Genomic DNA, 15,777 nt, shown 5'->3' with positions numbered 1-15,777 from the left:
CGTACTCCGGGTTGCTGGTCAGCTCGAAGGGGGCGGAGCGTGCCGATGCCGCAGGGTCGCCGGTAGGCGCGTCCCGATACGAGCAAGGAGAAGGCCGATGGCCGCAGCATCCGCGGATCCGCGTGACAACAAGTTGAAGTCCCTCGACGCCGTGATGGCGCAGATCGAGAAGTCGCACGGCAAAGGCGCGGTCATGCGCCTGGGCGACGACATCCGTCCGCCGATCGATGTCATCCCGACCGGTTCGATCGCCCTGGATGTGGCGCTCGGGATCGGTGGCCTGCCGCGTGGTCGTGTCGTGGAGATCTACGGCCCGGAGTCCAGCGGTAAGACCACCGTCGCCCTGCACGCGGTCGCCAGCGCGCAGCGGGCCGGCGGAATCGCGGCCTTCATCGACGCCGAGCACGCTCTTGACCCGGAGTACGCCAAGGCGCTCGGCGTCGACACCGACGCACTGCTGGTCAGCCAGCCGGACACCGGTGAGCAGGCGCTGGAGATCGCCGACATGCTGATCCGGTCCGGTTCGTTGGACATCATCGTCATCGACTCCGTCGCCGCCCTGGTGCCGCGCGCCGAGATCGAGGGCGAGATGGGCGACAGTCACGTCGGTCTGCAGGCCCGGTTGATGAGCCAGGCACTGCGCAAGATCACCGGTGCCCTCAACAACTCCGGCACGACGGCGATCTTCATCAACCAGTTGCGCGAGAAGATCGGTGTGATGTTCGGCTGCTTCTCCTACGGGACGCGGGTCACGCTGGCCGACGGTACCCAGGAGAAGATCGGCAAGATCGTCAACCAGAAGATGGCCGTCGAGGTGCGCACCTACGATCCGGCCACCAACAGCATCGTGAACCGACCGGTCACCAACTGGTTCGACAATGGTCCGGCGCAGCGGTTCCTGCAGTTCACCGTGGAGAAGTCCGGCGGCAACGGCAAGTCCCAGTTCGCGGCAACCGAGAACCACCTGATCAGGACCCCCGGCGGCTGGCGTGAGGCCGGTGACATCATCGCCGGCGACCGGGTCATGGTCAGCGAGACCGCTCGCCTCAGCGATCAGCAGTGGCAGGCCATCCTCGGTGGACTGATGGGTGACGGGCATCTTGCCCCGAACACCCGGGGTCGGCGCGGAGTGCGGTACCGGATGGGTCACGGCGCGAAGCAGGTCGAGTACCTCGACTGGAAGTGCGAACTGCTGGGCAACATCGGCCAGTCCCGCACGGTGCGCCCGAACGGCGCTGTGCACGTTGACCTTTCGCCGCTGCCGGAGCTCTCGGAGTTGCGCGAGGTCGTCTACTGGGGTGACGGCAAGAAGCACCTCAGCGAGGAGTACCTCAAGGCGTTGACGCCGCTGGCACTGGCGGTCTGGTACATGGACGACGGCTCGCTGGCCGTACGGTCCAAGGGCGTGCAGCAGCGTACGGCGGGTGGCAGCGGCCGCGTGCAGTTCTGCGTCGAGGCGCTCAGTGAGGGTTCACGGCAGCGGTTGGCCGACTACCTTCGCGACACGCACGGGGTTGAGTGCGCCGTGCGCACCTCAGGAGCCCGGGCTAAGGCTGTTCTGACCATGACCCGGGCGGGCACGGACACCTTCCTGGAGTTGGTGGCGCCGTACGTGCATCCGTCGATGGCCTACAAACTCCTGCCGTCGTTGCAGGGCCGGTTCGATGTCACCCCGCAGTTCACGCAGCCGCAGGAGGTGTTGATCCCGGCTCGCGTCCTCGACGTCCACGTCAAACCGCAGACCCGGTCGATGCACCGGTTCGACATCGAGGTAGCCGGCACCCACAACTACTTCGTCGACGGCGTGATGGTGCACAACAGCCCGGAAACCACCACGGGCGGTAAGGCGTTGAAGTTCTACGCCTCCGTGCGGTTGGACGTGCGCCGGATCGAGACCTTGAAGGACGGCACCGACGCGGTCGGCAACCGCACCCGCGTCAAGGTCGTCAAGAACAAGGTGTCCCCGCCGTTCAAGCAGGCCGAGTTCGACATCCTCTACGGCCAGGGCATCTCCCGCGAGGGCGGTCTGATCGACATGGGCGTCGAGCACGGGTTCGTGCGCAAATCGGGTGCTTGGTACACCTACGAGGGCGACCAGCTCGGCCAGGGCAAGGAGAACGCGCGCAACTTCCTGCGCGACAACCCCGACCTGGCCGATGAGTTGGAGAAGAAGATCAAGGAGAAGCTCGGCGTCGGACCGCGCATCGACGCCCCCGCCGAGGAAGACATCCCGGTCGAGTTCTGATGGGCAGTCCCGGACCTCCCGGACGCAGGACCCGGTCGGCGGCACCTGAGCACGCCGCCGACCGGGAACCCGACCCGTATGACGTGGCCCGCAGCATCGTGTTGCGGCAGTTGACGATGGCACCGCGCAGTCGTCAACAGCTCGAGGACAAACTTCGGGCCAAGGGCTGCGAGGATGAGGTTGCGCAGACGGTGCTGGACCGGATGACCGACGTCGGGCTGGTGGACGACGAGGCATTCGCCGGCATGGTTGTCCGCTCCCAGCAGGCCACGCGAGGGCTGGGACGGCGGGGGATCGCCCAGGAGCTGCGCCGCAAAGGGGTCGACGATGAGTTGATCCGCGAGCAGTTGGACGGCATCGACGACGAGTCAGAGCGCGACCGCGCGTTCGCGCTCGCCCGCAAGAAGGTACGCACCATGCACGGCGCCGAGTACATCGTCCAACAGCGCCGGTTGGCGGGAATGCTTGCCCGTAAAGGTTATTCGCCGTCACTGGTGATGGCGGTGGTCCGAGAGGTGCTGCAGGAGCAAGAGGTGAGCGATGACTGACATCCGGATCGAATACTGCACCCAGTGCAACTGGTTGCTGCGGGCCACGTGGCTGGCCGGCGAGGTGCTGTCCAGCTTCGGCACCGATCTCGCGTCAGTGACGTTGGTGCCGGGGACCGGCGGTGTATTCACCATCGCGATCGGCGACGAAGTCATCTGGGACCGGCGGCGGGACGGCGGGTTCCCGGATGCGGCCGAGCTCAAACGGCGGGTGCGTGACGTTGCCTGGCCGGAGCGACCGCTGGGCCACGCCGACCGGAGTCGCCCGACCGGGTCCGACGAGACAACCTCAGACGGGGCGCCCTAACGGACAACACGTAGCGCTCCGGGGAAGACCTCGACGGTGACCGGCAGTTCCGCGATGAACTCACCATCGCCGTACGCGCTGACCCCGCTGCTCTCGATGCGCACAGTCCGACCGCGCAGCACGGTCACCTCCGGCGCCTTGATGTGCGTCCCCTGGTAGACAGTCGGCAGCAGCCGCAGCAACCGTGCCCGGTTCGGGGCGCCGAGCAGGACGACATCCAGCAGGCCGTCGTCCGGGGTCGCGTCGGGCGCGATGTGCATGCCGTTGCCGTAGTAGCCACCGTTGGCGACGATCGCGGAAACGCCCACGTATTCGTGGCCGATTCCATCGACCTCGACCCGGTACGAGCGCGGAGTGAAGGTCAGGATCGACTGCACCGCTCCCAGGGCGTAATGCAGCGCAGGAGGCACCCGGCGATACCCGTTGACCACCTGCGAGACCTGCGAGTCGATACCGGCGTAGACACGCGTCGCGGCATAGGTCACCTGCCCGTCTGCATGCACCCGCAGCGCGTCGACCGGAGTCACCAGCCCCGCGCCGGCCAGCCGCACCGCAGCCTGCGGATGGGAGGGAATCCCTAGTTGCCGGGCGAAGTCGTTACCCCGGCCGGCGGGCACCAGGGCGAAGTCCACGTGGTGCTCGACCAGCGGCCCGGTCATGGTGTGCAGGAATCCGTCGCCGCCGACCAGCACGGCTCGCTCGCCACGCGCTGCGGTATCCGCGATCAGATCGCCGGCGCCCGCGATCGCCCCGCAGCGCGACACACGGACGCCGTGTCCGGCCGAGCGCAGCGTGGCTGCTACCCGCTGCACGAGGGCATCGTCGACTCCCCGCGCAGCCGGGTTGCAGATCACATGCAACCGCTGCATCGCCCGATCGTAGGGCTACGGCGCTGGCGTGAAGCCCGGTTTTGCGCGGCTACCATTGACGGGTTATGTCGACCACGCAGGACACCCGCCGGACCTATGACGTGCGCACGCACGGCTGCCAGATGAACGTCCACGATTCAGAGCGGATCGCGGGCCTGTTGGAGACCGCGGGCTATACGGACATCGCGGCGCTACCCGCCCAGGACCGGCCCGACACCGCTGATGTGGTGGTCTTCAACACGTGTGCTGTCCGCGAGAACGCCGCAGGCAAGTTGTACGGCCAACTGGGCCACCTGCGTCCCGCGAAGGACGCCAACCCCGACCTGCAGATCGCGGTCGGCGGCTGCCTGGCCCAGAAGGACCGCGCCACGATCGTGGACCGCGCCCCGTGGGTGGACGTCGTCTTCGGTACCCACAACGTGGGGGCGTTGCCGGTGCTGCTCGAGCGGGCGCGGCACAACCGCGAGGCCCAGGTCGAGATCCTCGAGTCCCTGGAGACGTTCCCGTCGACACTGCCCACGCGCCGCGATTCGGCGTTCAGCGGCTGGGTGTCGATCTCCGTGGGGTGCAACAACACGTGCACCTTCTGCATCGTGCCGTCGCTGCGGGGCAAGGAACGCGACCGTCGCCCGGGGGAGATCCTGGCTGAGATCAAGGCGCTGGTCGACCAGGGCGTCGTCGAGGTGACCCTGCTGGGCCAGAACGTCAACACCTACGGTGTCGAGTTCGGTGACCGTCAGGCGTTCGGCAAGTTGCTGCGCGCGTGCGGAGAGATCGACGGTCTGGAGCGGGTGCGCTTCACCTCCCCGCACCCGGCCGCGTTCACCCAGGACGTCATCGACGCGATGGCGCAGACGCCGAATGTCATGCCGTCCCTTCACATGCCGCTGCAGTCCGGCTCCGACCAGGTGCTCAAGGCGATGCGGCGTTCGTACCGCTCGGAGAAGTTCCTGCGGATCCTGGACGATGTGCGGGCCTCGATCCCGGACGCTGCGATCACCACCGACATCATCGTCGGCTTCCCGGGTGAGACCGACGAAGACTTCGAGGAGACGCTCCGGGTGGTCGAGGCCGCCCGGTTCTCCTCGGCCTTCACCTTCCAGTACTCACCGCGTCCCGGGACCCCCGCTGCGACGCTCGACGGGCAGTTGCCCAAGCAGGTGGTCCAGGAGCGCTTCGACCGGCTGCTCGCCCTGCAGGAGGCGGTGTCCTGGGCCGAGAACAAAACGCTGGTCGGGCGGCAGGTCGAGGTTCTCGTCGCCGCGGGCGGCCGCAAGGACGAGGCGACCCATCGGTTGTCCGGCCGTGCACGCGACAACCGGCTGGTGCACTTCGCCGTGCCCGAGGGCGGCCAGCGTCCGCGTCCGGGTGACCTGGTCAGCGTCGACCTGACGTACGCCGCGCCACACCACCTGGTGGCCGACTCGGCTACGTCGGGTGGCCGGTTCGAGGTCATCCGGACCCGCGGTGGGGACGCCTGGCAGTCGCTGCAGGCCGACAGCGAGGGCGGCGTTCGCAAACCAGCCGTCTCACTGGGTCTACCCTCGGTCGGCCGCCCGGAACAGCCGCCGATCCCGGTGTGCTCGGCCGGCTGAGAACCACCTCAGCGCGGAGTACGTGTGGGAGTTGTCCCACCGCGGCGTACCGCGAGGATCTGGTCCACGCCCATCCGGCCCTGTTCGAACGCCAGCTGGCCACCCGCCAGGTACAGCTCCCACACCCGGACCTGTTCGTCGCCGACTAGGTCGCGCAACTTCTCCTTATGCGCTTCGAACCGGGTGGTCCAGGCGCGGGCGGTCCACGCGTAGTGCTCGCGTAACGCCTGCACATCGCGGACCTCCAGGCCACCCCGCTCGAGGAGGGCGATCGTGTTGCCGACCGGCCGCATCGTCATGTCGGGCGTGATGAACGACTCGATGAACGGGCCCCCGCCGGGGTGTTTGCCCTGCCGGCTCATCTGTTGGACGAGCACTCGTCCGTGCTCAGCGACGTTGCGCCGCAACGTTTCCACGAAGTCGGGATAACCCTTGTCGCCCGCGTGTTCGCCCATCTCCAGGGACGCCACCGCGTCGAACGGTCCGCAGTCGGCGTCCCGGTAGTCCTGCAGGCGGATGGTCACCAACGAGTCCAGGCCCTCCATCGCCGTCCGGCGGTCGATGAATGCCTTCTGCTCAGCAGCGATCGTCACCCCGGTCACCCGGACGCCGTAGGTGCGCGCGGCGTACAACGACAAGGATCCCCACCCGCACCCGACGTCCAGCAACGTCTGGCCGGGCCGTTGGTCCAGGCCCAGTTTGCGACAGACGAGGTCCAGTTTGTCGCGCTGTGCGTCCTCCAGCCGGTAGGTCGGCGTCTCCGCGCCGTCGAGCGGGGCACCCGTGACGTAGGCGCATGAATAGGCCATGTGCTCATCCAGCACCGCCTCGTAGAAGGCGCTGGTGATGTCGTAATGGTGGGCTATGACCTGCTCGTCGCGCGCTTTCGAATGCAGCCGGCCGCGCACGACGACCTGGCTGTCCGGGACCGGCGGCCGCGGGCCGATGACGCCGGCGTCCTTGGCCAGCGCCGCCACCGAGGCCAGCAGCCGCGGGGTCACCCGCACGCCGGACAGGTTGCGCGAAGCCACGACGGACCACGCGTGCCGCAACCCGGCCACGAGGTCGCCCTCGACCTCCAGCTCTCCAGTGACGTACGCCTGGGCCGCGCCCAGTTCCCCTGGCGCCCAGAGCAATCGGCGCAACACATTGGGGGAGTTCAACCTCACGTGGGGAGCGTCCTGCGGACCGGCGGTGCTTCCGTCCCACGCCGTGAGGTGCACGGGCAGGTCGCCGCCGACGACTGGCTCGAGGGCGCGCGCGATCCGCCCGGCGATCCCGCTCACGCGACGTCGTAGGTCAGTTGGTGCACGTCCAGGTACCCCGACCGGAACCCGCCCTCGGAGTAGCGCAGATAGAACACCCACATCCGCCGGAACACCTCATCGAAACCGAGCGACTCCAACCGGTCAGTGGCACCGATGAAGCGATCGGCCCACGCGTCGAGGGTCCGGGCGTAGCTCTGACCCATCGACAACGTGCCGCCGGGGCGCAATCCACTTGCCGCAGCGGTGGATTCGAGGATCTCCAGGCTCGGCAGGGCGCCACCGGGGAAGATGTACTTGTGGATCCAGGTGTAGGTGTTGCGCGTCTCCAACATGCGGTGGTGCGGCATGGTGATCGCCTGCACCACCGCACGGCCGCCCGGCCGTAAGCAGGACCGCAGGGTCTGGAAGTAGGTGGGTAGGAACTCCAGTCCCACGGCCTCGATCATCTCCACCGACAGCACGGCGTCATACGTGCCACGCACCGTGCGGTAGTCGCCCAGCTCGATCTCGACCCGGTCAGCCACACCGGCGGCCTGTGCTTTGGCGCGGGCGCATGCCAACTGTTCGGAGGACAACGTGATGCTGTGCACGCTCGCACCGCGCTGGGCAGCCCGCAGTGCGAGTTCGCCCCAGCCCGTACCGATTTCGAGTACCCGACTGCCGGGACCGACCCGGCCCTGGTCGAGCATGCGGTCGATCTTGGCGTGCTGGGCGGTGACCAGGTCCGCGGCGCTGGCCGTGCCCGTGGCGGCCGGATCGAACAGCGCCGACGAGTAGGTCATCGACTCGTCCAGGAACGTCGCGAACATGTCGTTGGACAGGTCGTAGTGCCGCTCCACGTTGCTGCGTGAGTTCTCGGTGCTCGGCCGGGTCGTGGTCGGTTGACGACGCAGGTACGCCGATCGCAACCGTTTGAGGGGCGCCGGAACCAGATCGTCGACCCCCTGGGCGAACGCGGCGATGAGGTCCGCCAACCGGGCACTGTCCCATTCGCCGGCCAGGTAGGACTCTCCGAAGCCGATCAGCCCGCTGTCGCCGAGACGGCGCACGAACGGTCGAAGTTGATGCACGGTCATCTCCGGCGCGCTGGCATCGTGAGCCGCTCCACCAATGACAGCGCCGCCGGGCAGGTGTACCCGGATCGGCAGTTGGTGGACCGCACGGAAGAACAAGGACTGCGCAATCCGTTGAGCAGCAACGGCCTTCAGGCTGCCCGGAATGTAGGCAACATCCGGCCAGCGGACCGGGTCGATGCTGACCGACGTGTTCGCGAGGGTGGTCATACCGCCTCCTGCGGATGGTGCTGTGGTCGGGCGACGATGGGTAGTCGTCGTAGCCAGAGTTTCACGCCCTGCCAGTGGATGCGGGCAGTTACCAGATGCGCGGCCAACGGGGTTCGCAGCACTGCGAGCGCCACCTGCGCGGTCGAGCGCGCGGGTTTCCCGGTCCACGTCGTGACGAACGGTGGCTGCCCATCGCGGTGGAGCACGATCCGCACGTCAAGATCCGGTGCTGGCGGCGGGACGCTCAGCTGGTAGTAGCCGCGGACGTCGTTGAACGGCGAGACGTACATCGCTTTGTCGGTGCGGGCGCCCCCGCGGTCGTCCGGCTGCACCAGGTAGACGTGCCGGTCGCCGTAGGTGTTGCGCACTTCGGCGATGACGCAGGTGAGACGGCCCGACGGCTGGTGGCACCAGTAGAGAGTGATGGGATCGAACGCATAGCCCAGCGTGCGCGCACCGCTGAACGCCTGAATCGGACCGTCGCCCACCGTCATACCTCGCGCTGCGGCGAACGCGATCACGTTGTCCCGCCACGAGGTGTGGGGGTCACCGAGGTGGTCACGGGCCCGGAAGCCGACGACGGGGGACAGCCAGCGCGGCAACGGCGCGGAACCGTCGAGATCGACCAACCAGGCGATCCCGCGGTAGCGGAAGTCGTTGCCGACGGGGCCGGTCCGGATGTGCCGCACCGATGTCAGGTAAGGCCGGGCGGTCACCACACCCCGCCGATCCGCCCGGCTGCCCGCAGACCGGAAAGCGCACCGTCCTCGTGGAACCCCCAGCCGTGATAGGCACCGGCGAAGGCGATGGTGTCGTCGCTGCACCCGGACAGCTCCTGCTGCGCAGCAACCGTCCGAGAATCGAAGAGCGGGTGCTCGTAGGTCATCTCCGCGATCACCGCGGCTTTGTCGATGCGGTCCGCTCCGTTGAGCGTCACCAGGATTCGTTCGCCGGCGGGTGACGGCAAGTGCATCAACCGGGTCAGGTCGTAGGTCACCAACACGCCGGCATCACCGTCCAGCCGGTAGTTCCACGACGCACGAGCCGACGGCGCGGTGGGCAGCAGTGATGAATCCCTATGCAGCACAGCCTGGTTGATGCTGTACTCGATCGCGCCGAGCACCCGTTGCTGCACCTGGGTCGGCTCCGGCAGCATGGCCAGCGCCTGCTGGGGATGGGTCGCCACGACGACGGCATCGAAGTCCTCGCTGCCGCCGCAGGCGTCGACGATCCGCACTCCGCCGGTGGCGCGCCGCGAGATACCGACGACGGGAGTGGTCAACCGGACGTCGGCCACCCGCTCGAGCACCTTGTCGACGTAGACGCGGGAGCCACCGACCACGGTGCGCCACGCCGGCGACCCGCCGACGCTGAGCATCCCGTGGTGTCGCAGGAAGGTGAACAGTGAACGCGCCGGGTATTCCAGCGCGTTGTCGTCCTCGCAGGACCAGACAGCAGCGACCAGGGGGGTCATGAAATAGCGATGGAAGGTGTCGCTGAACTCCCGCTGCGCCAGCCAGTCGCGCAGCGGGACCTCGGGCTCGTCGCCCTCGAGGAAGGCCTGGGCCGCCCGGTGGAACCGGCGCACCTCGACCAACATCCGCAGGAACGCAGGACGGCTGCTGGTCCGCAGATCGGCGAAGATGCCCCGCAGACCCTGGCCACCGGCGTACTGCCATCCCTCAGCCGGGGAGAAGACCGACATGCTCATATCCGTCGGCTGCGTTGCGACGCCCAACTCGGCGAACAGCCAGCCCAGGGTGGGGTAGGTGCGGTTGTTGTGCACGATGAAGCCGGAATCGACCGGTACCACCGTGCCGTCGGCCAGGGCGACGTCGTGGGTGTGGGCATGCCCGCCCGCCCGGTCGTCCGCCTCATAGAGCGTCACACGGCTCGAGCGGCTCAGAACGTGCGCCGCGACCAGTCCCGAGACGCCGGACCCGACCACGGCTGTACGGCGGCTCACATCAACTCCAGAAGTGCCATGCTCGTCGTTCGACGCCACCGGGCTTCCGGATGGGGGCACTCGGTTCTCCTGCCGTTGTGCGTCTTGGGACGATAGGACGGATGCACGATCACGATAACGAACCGGCCGCCACGAAGTCCGCCCGTCCTGACCCCGTGGTGGCGATCGTTGGCGCCACCGCTACCGGCAAGTCCGACCTGGCGATCGCGCTGGCGAACCGGTTGGGCGGTGAGGTCATCAACGCGGACGCCTCACAGCTCTACGCCGGCATGGACATCGGGACCGCCAAGGTGCTGCCGGAGCAGCGGCAGGGCATCCGGCACCATCAGATCGACGTGCTCAGCGTTCGCGACGAAGCCTCCGTGGCCGCCTATCAACGCGCCGCACGTCTGGATATGGCCCGCATCCGCAGCCGCGGCAACGTGCCCGTCCTGGCTGGCGGTTCGGGCCTGTACGTGCGCGCGGTGCTGGACCGGTTCGAGATTCCACCCACTGATCCGCGGGTCCGGGAGCGCTACGAGGCGCGCCTGGCCACCGAGGGCGCCGCTCGCCTGCATCTGGAACTCGCCGCGGCTGATCCTGTCGCCGCCGCCCAGATCCTGGCGACCAATGGCCGACGGATCGTGCGCGCGCTGGAAGTGATCGAACTCACGGGACGGTTGTTCAGCGCGACGCTGCCGCGCCGGGAGTTCCACGAGCCGGCCGTGCTGATCGGTCTGCGCGCCGAGCGCCCCGTCCTGGACGAGCGGATCGCGACGCGCACCCAGCAGATGTGGCGCGAGGGTCTGCTGGACGAGGTGGAGTTCCTGCTCGAAGACGGCCTGCGGGAGGGGCGTACGGCGTCCCGCGCTATCGGCTACGCGCAGGCCCTGCAGCAGATCGACGGCCAGCTCGCCGAGCAGGAAGCGATCGAGGCGACGATCGCCGCCACCCGGCGGCTGGCGCGACGGCAGGGTTCGTGGTTTGCACCCGATCGGCGCGTGCACTGGCTGGACCACGACGCGCCGGACCTGCTCGATCGGGCGATGGACGTCGTACGCGCCGCCAGCGCCACTGCGGCAGACTGACCGCGTGCGCACCATCGACTTCGCCAAGGGACACGGCACGCTGAATGATTTCGTGCTGGTGCCCGACCTGGATGGTTCGCTGGAACTGTCCGAGACGGACGTGCGTTTCCTCGCCGACCGGCACGCGGGGATCGGTGGCGACGGGGTCATCCGGGTCGCGCCGCTCGCCGCCGCGCCGGCTGAGGTCGGCGAGGCGGCACCGGACGCCCGGTGGTTCATGGACTACCGCAACGCCGACGGCTCCGAGGCGGAGATGTGCGGCAACGGAACCCGGGTCTTCGCCCAGTTCCTCGCCGATCGAGGTCTGGTGGGCAACGTCGAGTTCCCCATCGCGACCCGCGCCGGGCGCAAGCTGATCAGCCGGGTCGAGCACGGCTTCCGGACCGATCTGGGCCCCTGGACGCTGTCGCGCGCCGATGAGGCGCGCGGCCGGGGGATGGACAGCGTGGTGCAGGTCGTCGGCTCGCCGGACCCGTTGCCGGCGATCAGCCTCGACCTGGGCAACCCGCACACCGTCGTCGCGTTGCCCCCGTCGATCTCCCTGGAACACCTGGATCTGTCCGTGGCGCCGCGGGTGGACCCCGAGCCGCCGCACGGCACCAACGTCGAATTCGTCCGGGCCATCGGTCCCCGGCACATCTCGATGCGCGTGCACGAGCGCGGTGTCGGGGAGACGTTGTCGTGTGGCACCGGCGCCGCTGCCGCCGCCCTGGCGACGTGGTGGTGGGCAGGTACGCCGAGTGATGAATTGGCGTGGCGGGTGGACGTGCGCGGGGGCACGCTGATGGTCGACATCGACGGCGGCGGCGTGGGATTGGCCGGCCCGGCACACATCGTGGCGGCGGGACAGGTCAGCCTGCCGGACTGATGAGCGAGCACTACTTCACCGCCGAACCGGCCAGCGCGAGCGAGCGCCGGGAGATCCGGATCCCGCTCGCCGGCCAGACGCGGGCCGTGCAGGTGGCCGGTGGGGTGTTCTCACCGGACCGCCTCGACCAGGGCACGACCGTCCTGCTGAACCACGTACCGCCCCCTCCGCAGGCCGGGACGTTCCTGGACCTGGGCTGTGGTTGGGGTCCGATCGCGTTGACGCTCGGTTTGCTGCGACCGCAGGCGCAGGTGTGGGCGGTCGACGTGAACGCCCGGGCCCGCGACCTCACCGCCGTCAACGCCGCGTCGCTGGGTCTCGACGGTGTCCAGGTGGCGTCACCAGGGGAGGTGCCACCCGACGTACGTTTTGACGTCATCTGGTCCAATCCGCCGATCCGGGTCGGCAAGGAGGTGCTGCACGAGATGCTGCACACATGGCTGCCGCGGCTGGTGCCGGGCGGATCGGCGTACCTGGTGGTGGCCAAGAACCTCGGCTCGGATTCCCTGCAACGGTGGCTCATCGACCAGTTCCCGGCCCTGGAGACCACGCGGCTGACCAGCGTGCGGGGTTTCCGGATCCTGCAGGTCAACGCCCCCACGGAGGCATAAAGCACTCGCGCCCAGCGTTTTCACCTGTAACCCTATGAAGAACATGACTGCTGAACACACCATCCTGAACCGTCGCGCCGAGGCCCTGGCGGAGACCGGCGAGGACGAACGCTACGACGAGTACGGCTTCCTGGTCGAGGACGAGGGCACCGACGGTGACCAGTTCGACCGGGAGGCCCGATCCGCGCTGCGCCGCGTCGGCGGACTGTCCACCGAACTCGAGGACGTCACTGAGGTCGAGTACCGCCAGTTGCGCCTCGAGCGCGTCGTGCTGGTCGGCGTCTGGACCGAGGGCACCGTCGAGGACGCCGAGGCCAACCTGCGTGAGTTGGCTGCGCTGGCCGAGACCGCCGGGTCCGAAGTGCTGGCCGGTGTCCTGCAACGGCGCACCAAACCCGACCCCGGCACCTGGCTCGGCTCCGGTAAGGCCAAAGAACTGCGCGACGTCGTGATCGCGGAGGGCGCTGACACCGTCATTGCCGACGGTGAACTCGCGCCCAGCCAGCGCCGCGCCCTGGAGGACGTGGTCAAGGTGAAGGTCATCGACCGGACCGCGCTGATCCTGGACATCTTCGCCCAGCACGCCAAGTCCAAGGAGGGCAAGGCGCAGGTCGAGTTGGCCCAGTTGCAGTACCTGCTGCCGCGACTGCGTGGTTGGGGTGAGTCGATGTCCCGGCAGGCCGGTGGCCAGGCCGCTGGCGGTCAGGGTATGGGCTCCCGCGGACCCGGTGAGACCAAGATCGAGTTGGACCGCCGGCGGATCAACTCCCGCATCTCCAAGCTGAAGCGGGAACTGTCCGGGATGAAGACGGTGCGTGACACCAAACGGCACTCCCGGAAGGTCAATCACGTCCCGTCCGTGGCGATTGCGGGTTACACCAACGCCGGCAAGTCCTCGATCCTGAACCGGCTGACCGGCGCGGGTGTGCTGGTCGAGAACCAGCTCTTCGCGACCCTGGATCCGACGGTGCGTCGCTCCCAGACCCCGGACGGCCGGCCGTACACACTCACCGACACCGTCGGCTTCGTGCGCGAACTGCCGCATGAGCTGGTCGAGGCGTTCCGTTCCACGCTGGAGGAGGTCGGCGACTCCGATCTGCTGCTGCACGTGGTCGACGGCTCGCACCCAGACCCCGAGTCGCAGATCACCGCCGTGCGCGCAGTGCTGTCCGACGTTGGCGCGACCGATGTCAAAGAGGTCATCGTGATCAACAAGGCTGACGTCGCCGAGCCCGAGGTGATCGACCGGTTGACCCGCGCCGAGAAGCACTCGGTCGTCGTATCCGCCCGCACCGGAGCCGGATTCGACGAACTGCTGGCTCTGATTGCCGACGAACTGCCGAGGCCGGACATCCGGGTGGACGTGCTGCTGCCCTACGACCGTGGCGACCTCGTGTCGCGCGTGCACTCCGAGGGAGAAGTGCTGGCCAGTGAACACACGGCCGACGGCACCCGGGTCCAGGCCAAGGTGACCCCGACGCTGGAAGGTGAGCTCGCGGCGTACGCCGTGTGATCAGGTTCCGCAGTAGGTGACGTAGTCGCCGAAATCGCTGGGCGCTGGCCGGGCGTAGTCCTCGAACCCCGCACGGACAGTGAAGGGTTCGCGCAACACGTCCAGTAGTTGGTTGACGGGTTCGAGGTCGCCCGCGACTGCGGCATCGAGCGCTGCCTGCACCAGGTGGTTGCGCGGGATGTAGACCGGGTTCGCGGTCGCCATGGCCTGCGCGTCGGGGTGGTGGGTCAGCCACCGGGCCAGCCACTCGGCGTACGCCGGTCGGTCGGCAAAGGTGCCCACCTCGCCCCCTGCCACCCGAGTGAGGTCCTGGAAGAGCAGCGTGATGTCGGCCTGCTCCGTTTGCATCAGCTCGACGAGGTCCTTCACCAGGGCGCGATCCGCTGTCTCGGGATCCAGGCCCAACCTGGTGGCCATCCGAGCGGCGAACGCGTCGTCGTAGTGTGAGGGGAAATCGTTGATGACCTCACTGGCCAGTTCGACTGCGGTGTCGACGTTTTCGTCGATCACCGGCAGCAGCGCTTCGGCGAACCGGGCCAGATTCCACTGGGTGATCCGCGGCTGGTTCCCGGACGCGTAGCGACCACCCTGGTCGATGGACGAGAAGACCGCCGACGGGTCGAAGGTGTCGGCGAAGGCACACGGCCCGTAGTCGATGGTCTCGCCGCTGATCAGGACGTTGTCGGTATTGAGCACGCCGTGCACGAAACCCAGGCTCATCCAGTGCGCCACCAGTCGCGCCTGCGCCTGCGCGACCGCGGTCAGCAGCGCGAGCCCCGGCCGGTCCGCGTCAGTCAACTGCGGGTAGTGCCGGTCGATCGCGTGCTCGGTCAACCGGTCCAGCAGCCCAGCAGGCGCGTGTCCACCGGCGACCAGGGCCGCGGCGTACTGGAAGGTCCCGACCCTCAGGTGACTGCTCGCGACCCGGGTCAGCACGGCGCCCGGCAGCAGAGTCTCGCGCGCGACCTCGGCCCCGGTGCCGGTGACCGCCAGCGAGCGGGTCGTCGGCACCCCGAGGGCGTGCATCGCGGTCGCCATCACCTGCTCGCGCAGCATCGGGCCGACGGTGGCCCAACCGTCGCCGCCGCGGGAGAACGGGGTGCGCCCCGAGCCCTTCAGGTGCAGATCGCGCAGCGAACCGTCGGGTGTCACGATCTCGCCGAGCAGCAACGCCCGGCCATCGCCCAGTCGCGGTGAGTACCCGCCGAACTGGTGCCCGGCGTACCCCTGCGCCACCGGCCGCGCACCCTCGGGCACGTCGTTGCCGATCAGGAACCGCAGGCCGGCGGGGGAGCGCAGCCAGTCCGGGTCCAGACCCAGTTCGCGGGCGAGGTCCTCGTCCAGCGCCAGCAACGACGGCGAAGGAGCCGGTACCGCCTGCCAGTCGAGCGACAACTCCGGCAATGTGTCGGCGAAGCGGTGCTCGAGTAGCGCGGATGCGGTGACGGTCACTTCTCCACGGTAGGCGGCTACCTCCCCACTTTTGGAACGCGATTCACCCGAAATCGCCGGCTGGTTCAGGCGGTGGGTGCAACACGAACCGTGGAGGTTGTGTTGCGAGATTTGTCTGCAGAGCGTCGTCGGGCGTTGCGGTTGTTGTCGCAGGGTATGAGCGCTGAGCAGGTCGCGCGTGGTGT

The 15,777-nt window shown here is 68.3% G+C and carries 14 protein-coding genes and 2 pseudogenes; 10 read left to right on the top strand and 6 right to left on the bottom strand.

The genetic code is table 11. The features are described from left to right. Positions 1 to 97: 97 nt before the first annotated feature. The 5 genes and pseudogenes from recA to AZH51_RS04505 form a co-directional block, all read left to right on the top strand. A pseudogene (gene recA / locus AZH51_RS04525) lies at positions 98 to 724 on the top strand (recombinase RecA); the annotation flags it as partial. Next, positions 719 to 1,579 (top strand): annotated as a pseudogene (locus AZH51_RS04520) (recombinase RecA); the annotation flags it as partial. The pseudogenes recA and AZH51_RS04520, both read left to right, overlap by 6 nt. After that, complete coding sequence (locus AZH51_RS04515; RefSeq protein ID WP_367188027.1) at positions 1,565 to 2,245, top strand: hypothetical protein; 681 nt, start codon at positions 1,565 to 1,567, stop codon at positions 2,243 to 2,245. The pseudogene AZH51_RS04520 and the gene AZH51_RS04515, both read left to right, overlap by 15 nt. After that, positions 2,245 to 2,793, top strand: coding sequence for a regulatory protein RecX (locus AZH51_RS04510; protein ID WP_291521785.1), 549 nt, complete (start codon positions 2,245 to 2,247; stop codon positions 2,791 to 2,793). Before AZH51_RS04515 ends, AZH51_RS04510 begins: the two co-directional genes overlap by 1 nt. Continuing rightward, the gene (locus tag AZH51_RS04505) at positions 2,786 to 3,100 is read left to right on the top strand and encodes a SelT/SelW/SelH family protein (RefSeq protein ID WP_291521783.1); all 315 of its coding nucleotides are present in this window, start codon (positions 2,786 to 2,788) and stop codon (positions 3,098 to 3,100) included. Before AZH51_RS04510 ends, AZH51_RS04505 begins: the two co-directional genes overlap by 8 nt. On the opposite strand, the gene AZH51_RS04500 is transcribed toward AZH51_RS04505, so the two are convergent. Then, positions 3,097 to 3,969, bottom strand: a complete 873-nt coding sequence (locus AZH51_RS04500) for a diacylglycerol kinase family protein (RefSeq protein WP_291521781.1) — start codon at positions 3,967 to 3,969, stop codon at positions 3,097 to 3,099. The two genes, AZH51_RS04505 and AZH51_RS04500, sit on opposite strands and share 4 nt — an antisense overlap. A 65-nt stretch (positions 3,970 to 4,034) precedes the next feature. On the opposite strand from AZH51_RS04500, the gene miaB reads away from it, so the two are divergent. After that, positions 4,035 to 5,564, top strand: a complete 1,530-nt coding sequence (gene miaB, locus AZH51_RS04495) for a tRNA (N6-isopentenyl adenosine(37)-C2)-methylthiotransferase MiaB (RefSeq protein WP_291521779.1) — start codon at positions 4,035 to 4,037, stop codon at positions 5,562 to 5,564. Positions 5,565 to 5,572: 8 nt separating this feature from the next. Here the strand turns inward: miaB and AZH51_RS04490 are convergent, their stop codons facing one another. From AZH51_RS04490 to AZH51_RS04475, 4 genes are read right to left on the bottom strand one after another with little or no spacing between them, the layout of a single operon-like run. Continuing rightward, a complete protein-coding gene (locus tag AZH51_RS04490; RefSeq protein ID WP_291521777.1) occupies positions 5,573 to 6,850 on the bottom strand; it encodes a cyclopropane-fatty-acyl-phospholipid synthase family protein in 1,278 nt (425 codons plus the stop codon). After that, entirely contained in the window at positions 6,847 to 8,115 is a 1,269-nt protein-coding gene (locus AZH51_RS04485; protein ID WP_291521775.1) for a cyclopropane-fatty-acyl-phospholipid synthase family protein, read from the bottom strand. Before AZH51_RS04485 ends, AZH51_RS04490 begins: the two co-directional genes overlap by 4 nt. Next, positions 8,112 to 8,831, bottom strand: coding sequence for a DUF1365 domain-containing protein (locus AZH51_RS04480; RefSeq protein WP_291521773.1), 720 nt, complete (start codon positions 8,829 to 8,831; stop codon positions 8,112 to 8,114). The genes AZH51_RS04485 and AZH51_RS04480 overlap by 4 nt, the downstream gene beginning before the upstream one ends. Beyond that, positions 8,828 to 10,081, bottom strand: a complete 1,254-nt coding sequence (locus tag AZH51_RS04475; protein ID WP_291521772.1) for an FAD-dependent oxidoreductase — start codon at positions 10,079 to 10,081, stop codon at positions 8,828 to 8,830. Before AZH51_RS04475 ends, AZH51_RS04480 begins: the two co-directional genes overlap by 4 nt. A 101-nt stretch (positions 10,082 to 10,182) precedes the next feature. On the opposite strand from AZH51_RS04475, the gene miaA reads away from it, so the two are divergent. From miaA to hflX, 4 genes are read left to right on the top strand one after another with little or no spacing between them, the layout of a single operon-like run. After that, complete coding sequence (miaA, locus tag AZH51_RS04470) at positions 10,183 to 11,148, top strand: tRNA (adenosine(37)-N6)-dimethylallyltransferase MiaA (protein ID WP_291521770.1); 966 nt, start codon at positions 10,183 to 10,185, stop codon at positions 11,146 to 11,148. 4 nt (positions 11,149 to 11,152) lie between these two features. Next, positions 11,153 to 12,016: a diaminopimelate epimerase gene (dapF, locus tag AZH51_RS04465; protein ID WP_291521768.1), complete on the top strand. Its 864-nt coding sequence runs from the start codon at positions 11,153 to 11,155 to the stop codon at positions 12,014 to 12,016. Further along, the gene (locus AZH51_RS04460; protein ID WP_291521766.1) at positions 12,016 to 12,627 is read left to right on the top strand and encodes a methyltransferase; all 612 of its coding nucleotides are present in this window, start codon (positions 12,016 to 12,018) and stop codon (positions 12,625 to 12,627) included. Before dapF ends, AZH51_RS04460 begins: the two co-directional genes overlap by 1 nt. A 43-nt stretch (positions 12,628 to 12,670) precedes the next feature. Beyond that, on the top strand, positions 12,671 to 14,140 hold the full coding sequence (hflX, locus tag AZH51_RS04455; protein ID WP_291521764.1) for a GTPase HflX: 1,470 nt from the start codon (positions 12,671 to 12,673) through the stop codon (positions 14,138 to 14,140). Here the strand turns inward: hflX and AZH51_RS04450 are convergent, their stop codons facing one another. After that, a complete protein-coding gene (locus AZH51_RS04450; RefSeq protein ID WP_291521762.1) occupies positions 14,141 to 15,592 on the bottom strand; it encodes a YdiU family protein in 1,452 nt (483 codons plus the stop codon). Positions 15,593 to 15,777: the final 185 nt, after the last annotated feature.

It is taken from the genome of Branchiibius sp. NY16-3462-2 (assembly GCF_001594145.1).
Classification (GTDB): Bacteria; Actinomycetota; Actinomycetes; order Actinomycetales; family Dermatophilaceae; genus Branchiibius.
Note: the sequence above shows the minus strand (reverse complement) of the source record. Positions and strands in the feature narration are given on the sequence as shown.

Excerpts from the sequence above, each read along its gene's own strand:
- AZH51_RS04500 (WP_291521781.1), bottom strand. The coding sequence starts at position 3,969 with ATGCAGCGGTTGCATGTGATCTGCAACCCGGCTGCGCGGGGAGTCGAC.
- miaB (WP_291521779.1), top strand. The coding sequence starts at position 4,035 with ATGTCGACCACGCAGGACACCCGCCGGACCTATGACGTGCGCACGCAC.
- AZH51_RS04460 (WP_291521766.1), top strand. The coding sequence starts at position 12,016 with ATGAGCGAGCACTACTTCACCGCCGAACCGGCCAGCGCGAGCGAGCGC.
- AZH51_RS04485 (WP_291521775.1), bottom strand. The coding sequence starts at position 8,115 with ATGACCACCCTCGCGAACACGTCGGTCAGCATCGACCCGGTCCGCTGG.
- AZH51_RS04505 (WP_291521783.1), top strand. The coding sequence starts at position 2,786 with ATGACTGACATCCGGATCGAATACTGCACCCAGTGCAACTGGTTGCTG.
- miaA (WP_291521770.1), top strand. The coding sequence starts at position 10,183 with ATGCACGATCACGATAACGAACCGGCCGCCACGAAGTCCGCCCGTCCT.
- AZH51_RS04515 (WP_367188027.1), top strand. The coding sequence starts at position 1,565 with ATGACCCGGGCGGGCACGGACACCTTCCTGGAGTTGGTGGCGCCGTAC.
- hflX (WP_291521764.1), top strand. The coding sequence starts at position 12,671 with ATGACTGCTGAACACACCATCCTGAACCGTCGCGCCGAGGCCCTGGCG.
- AZH51_RS04510 (WP_291521785.1), top strand. The coding sequence starts at position 2,245 with ATGGGCAGTCCCGGACCTCCCGGACGCAGGACCCGGTCGGCGGCACCT.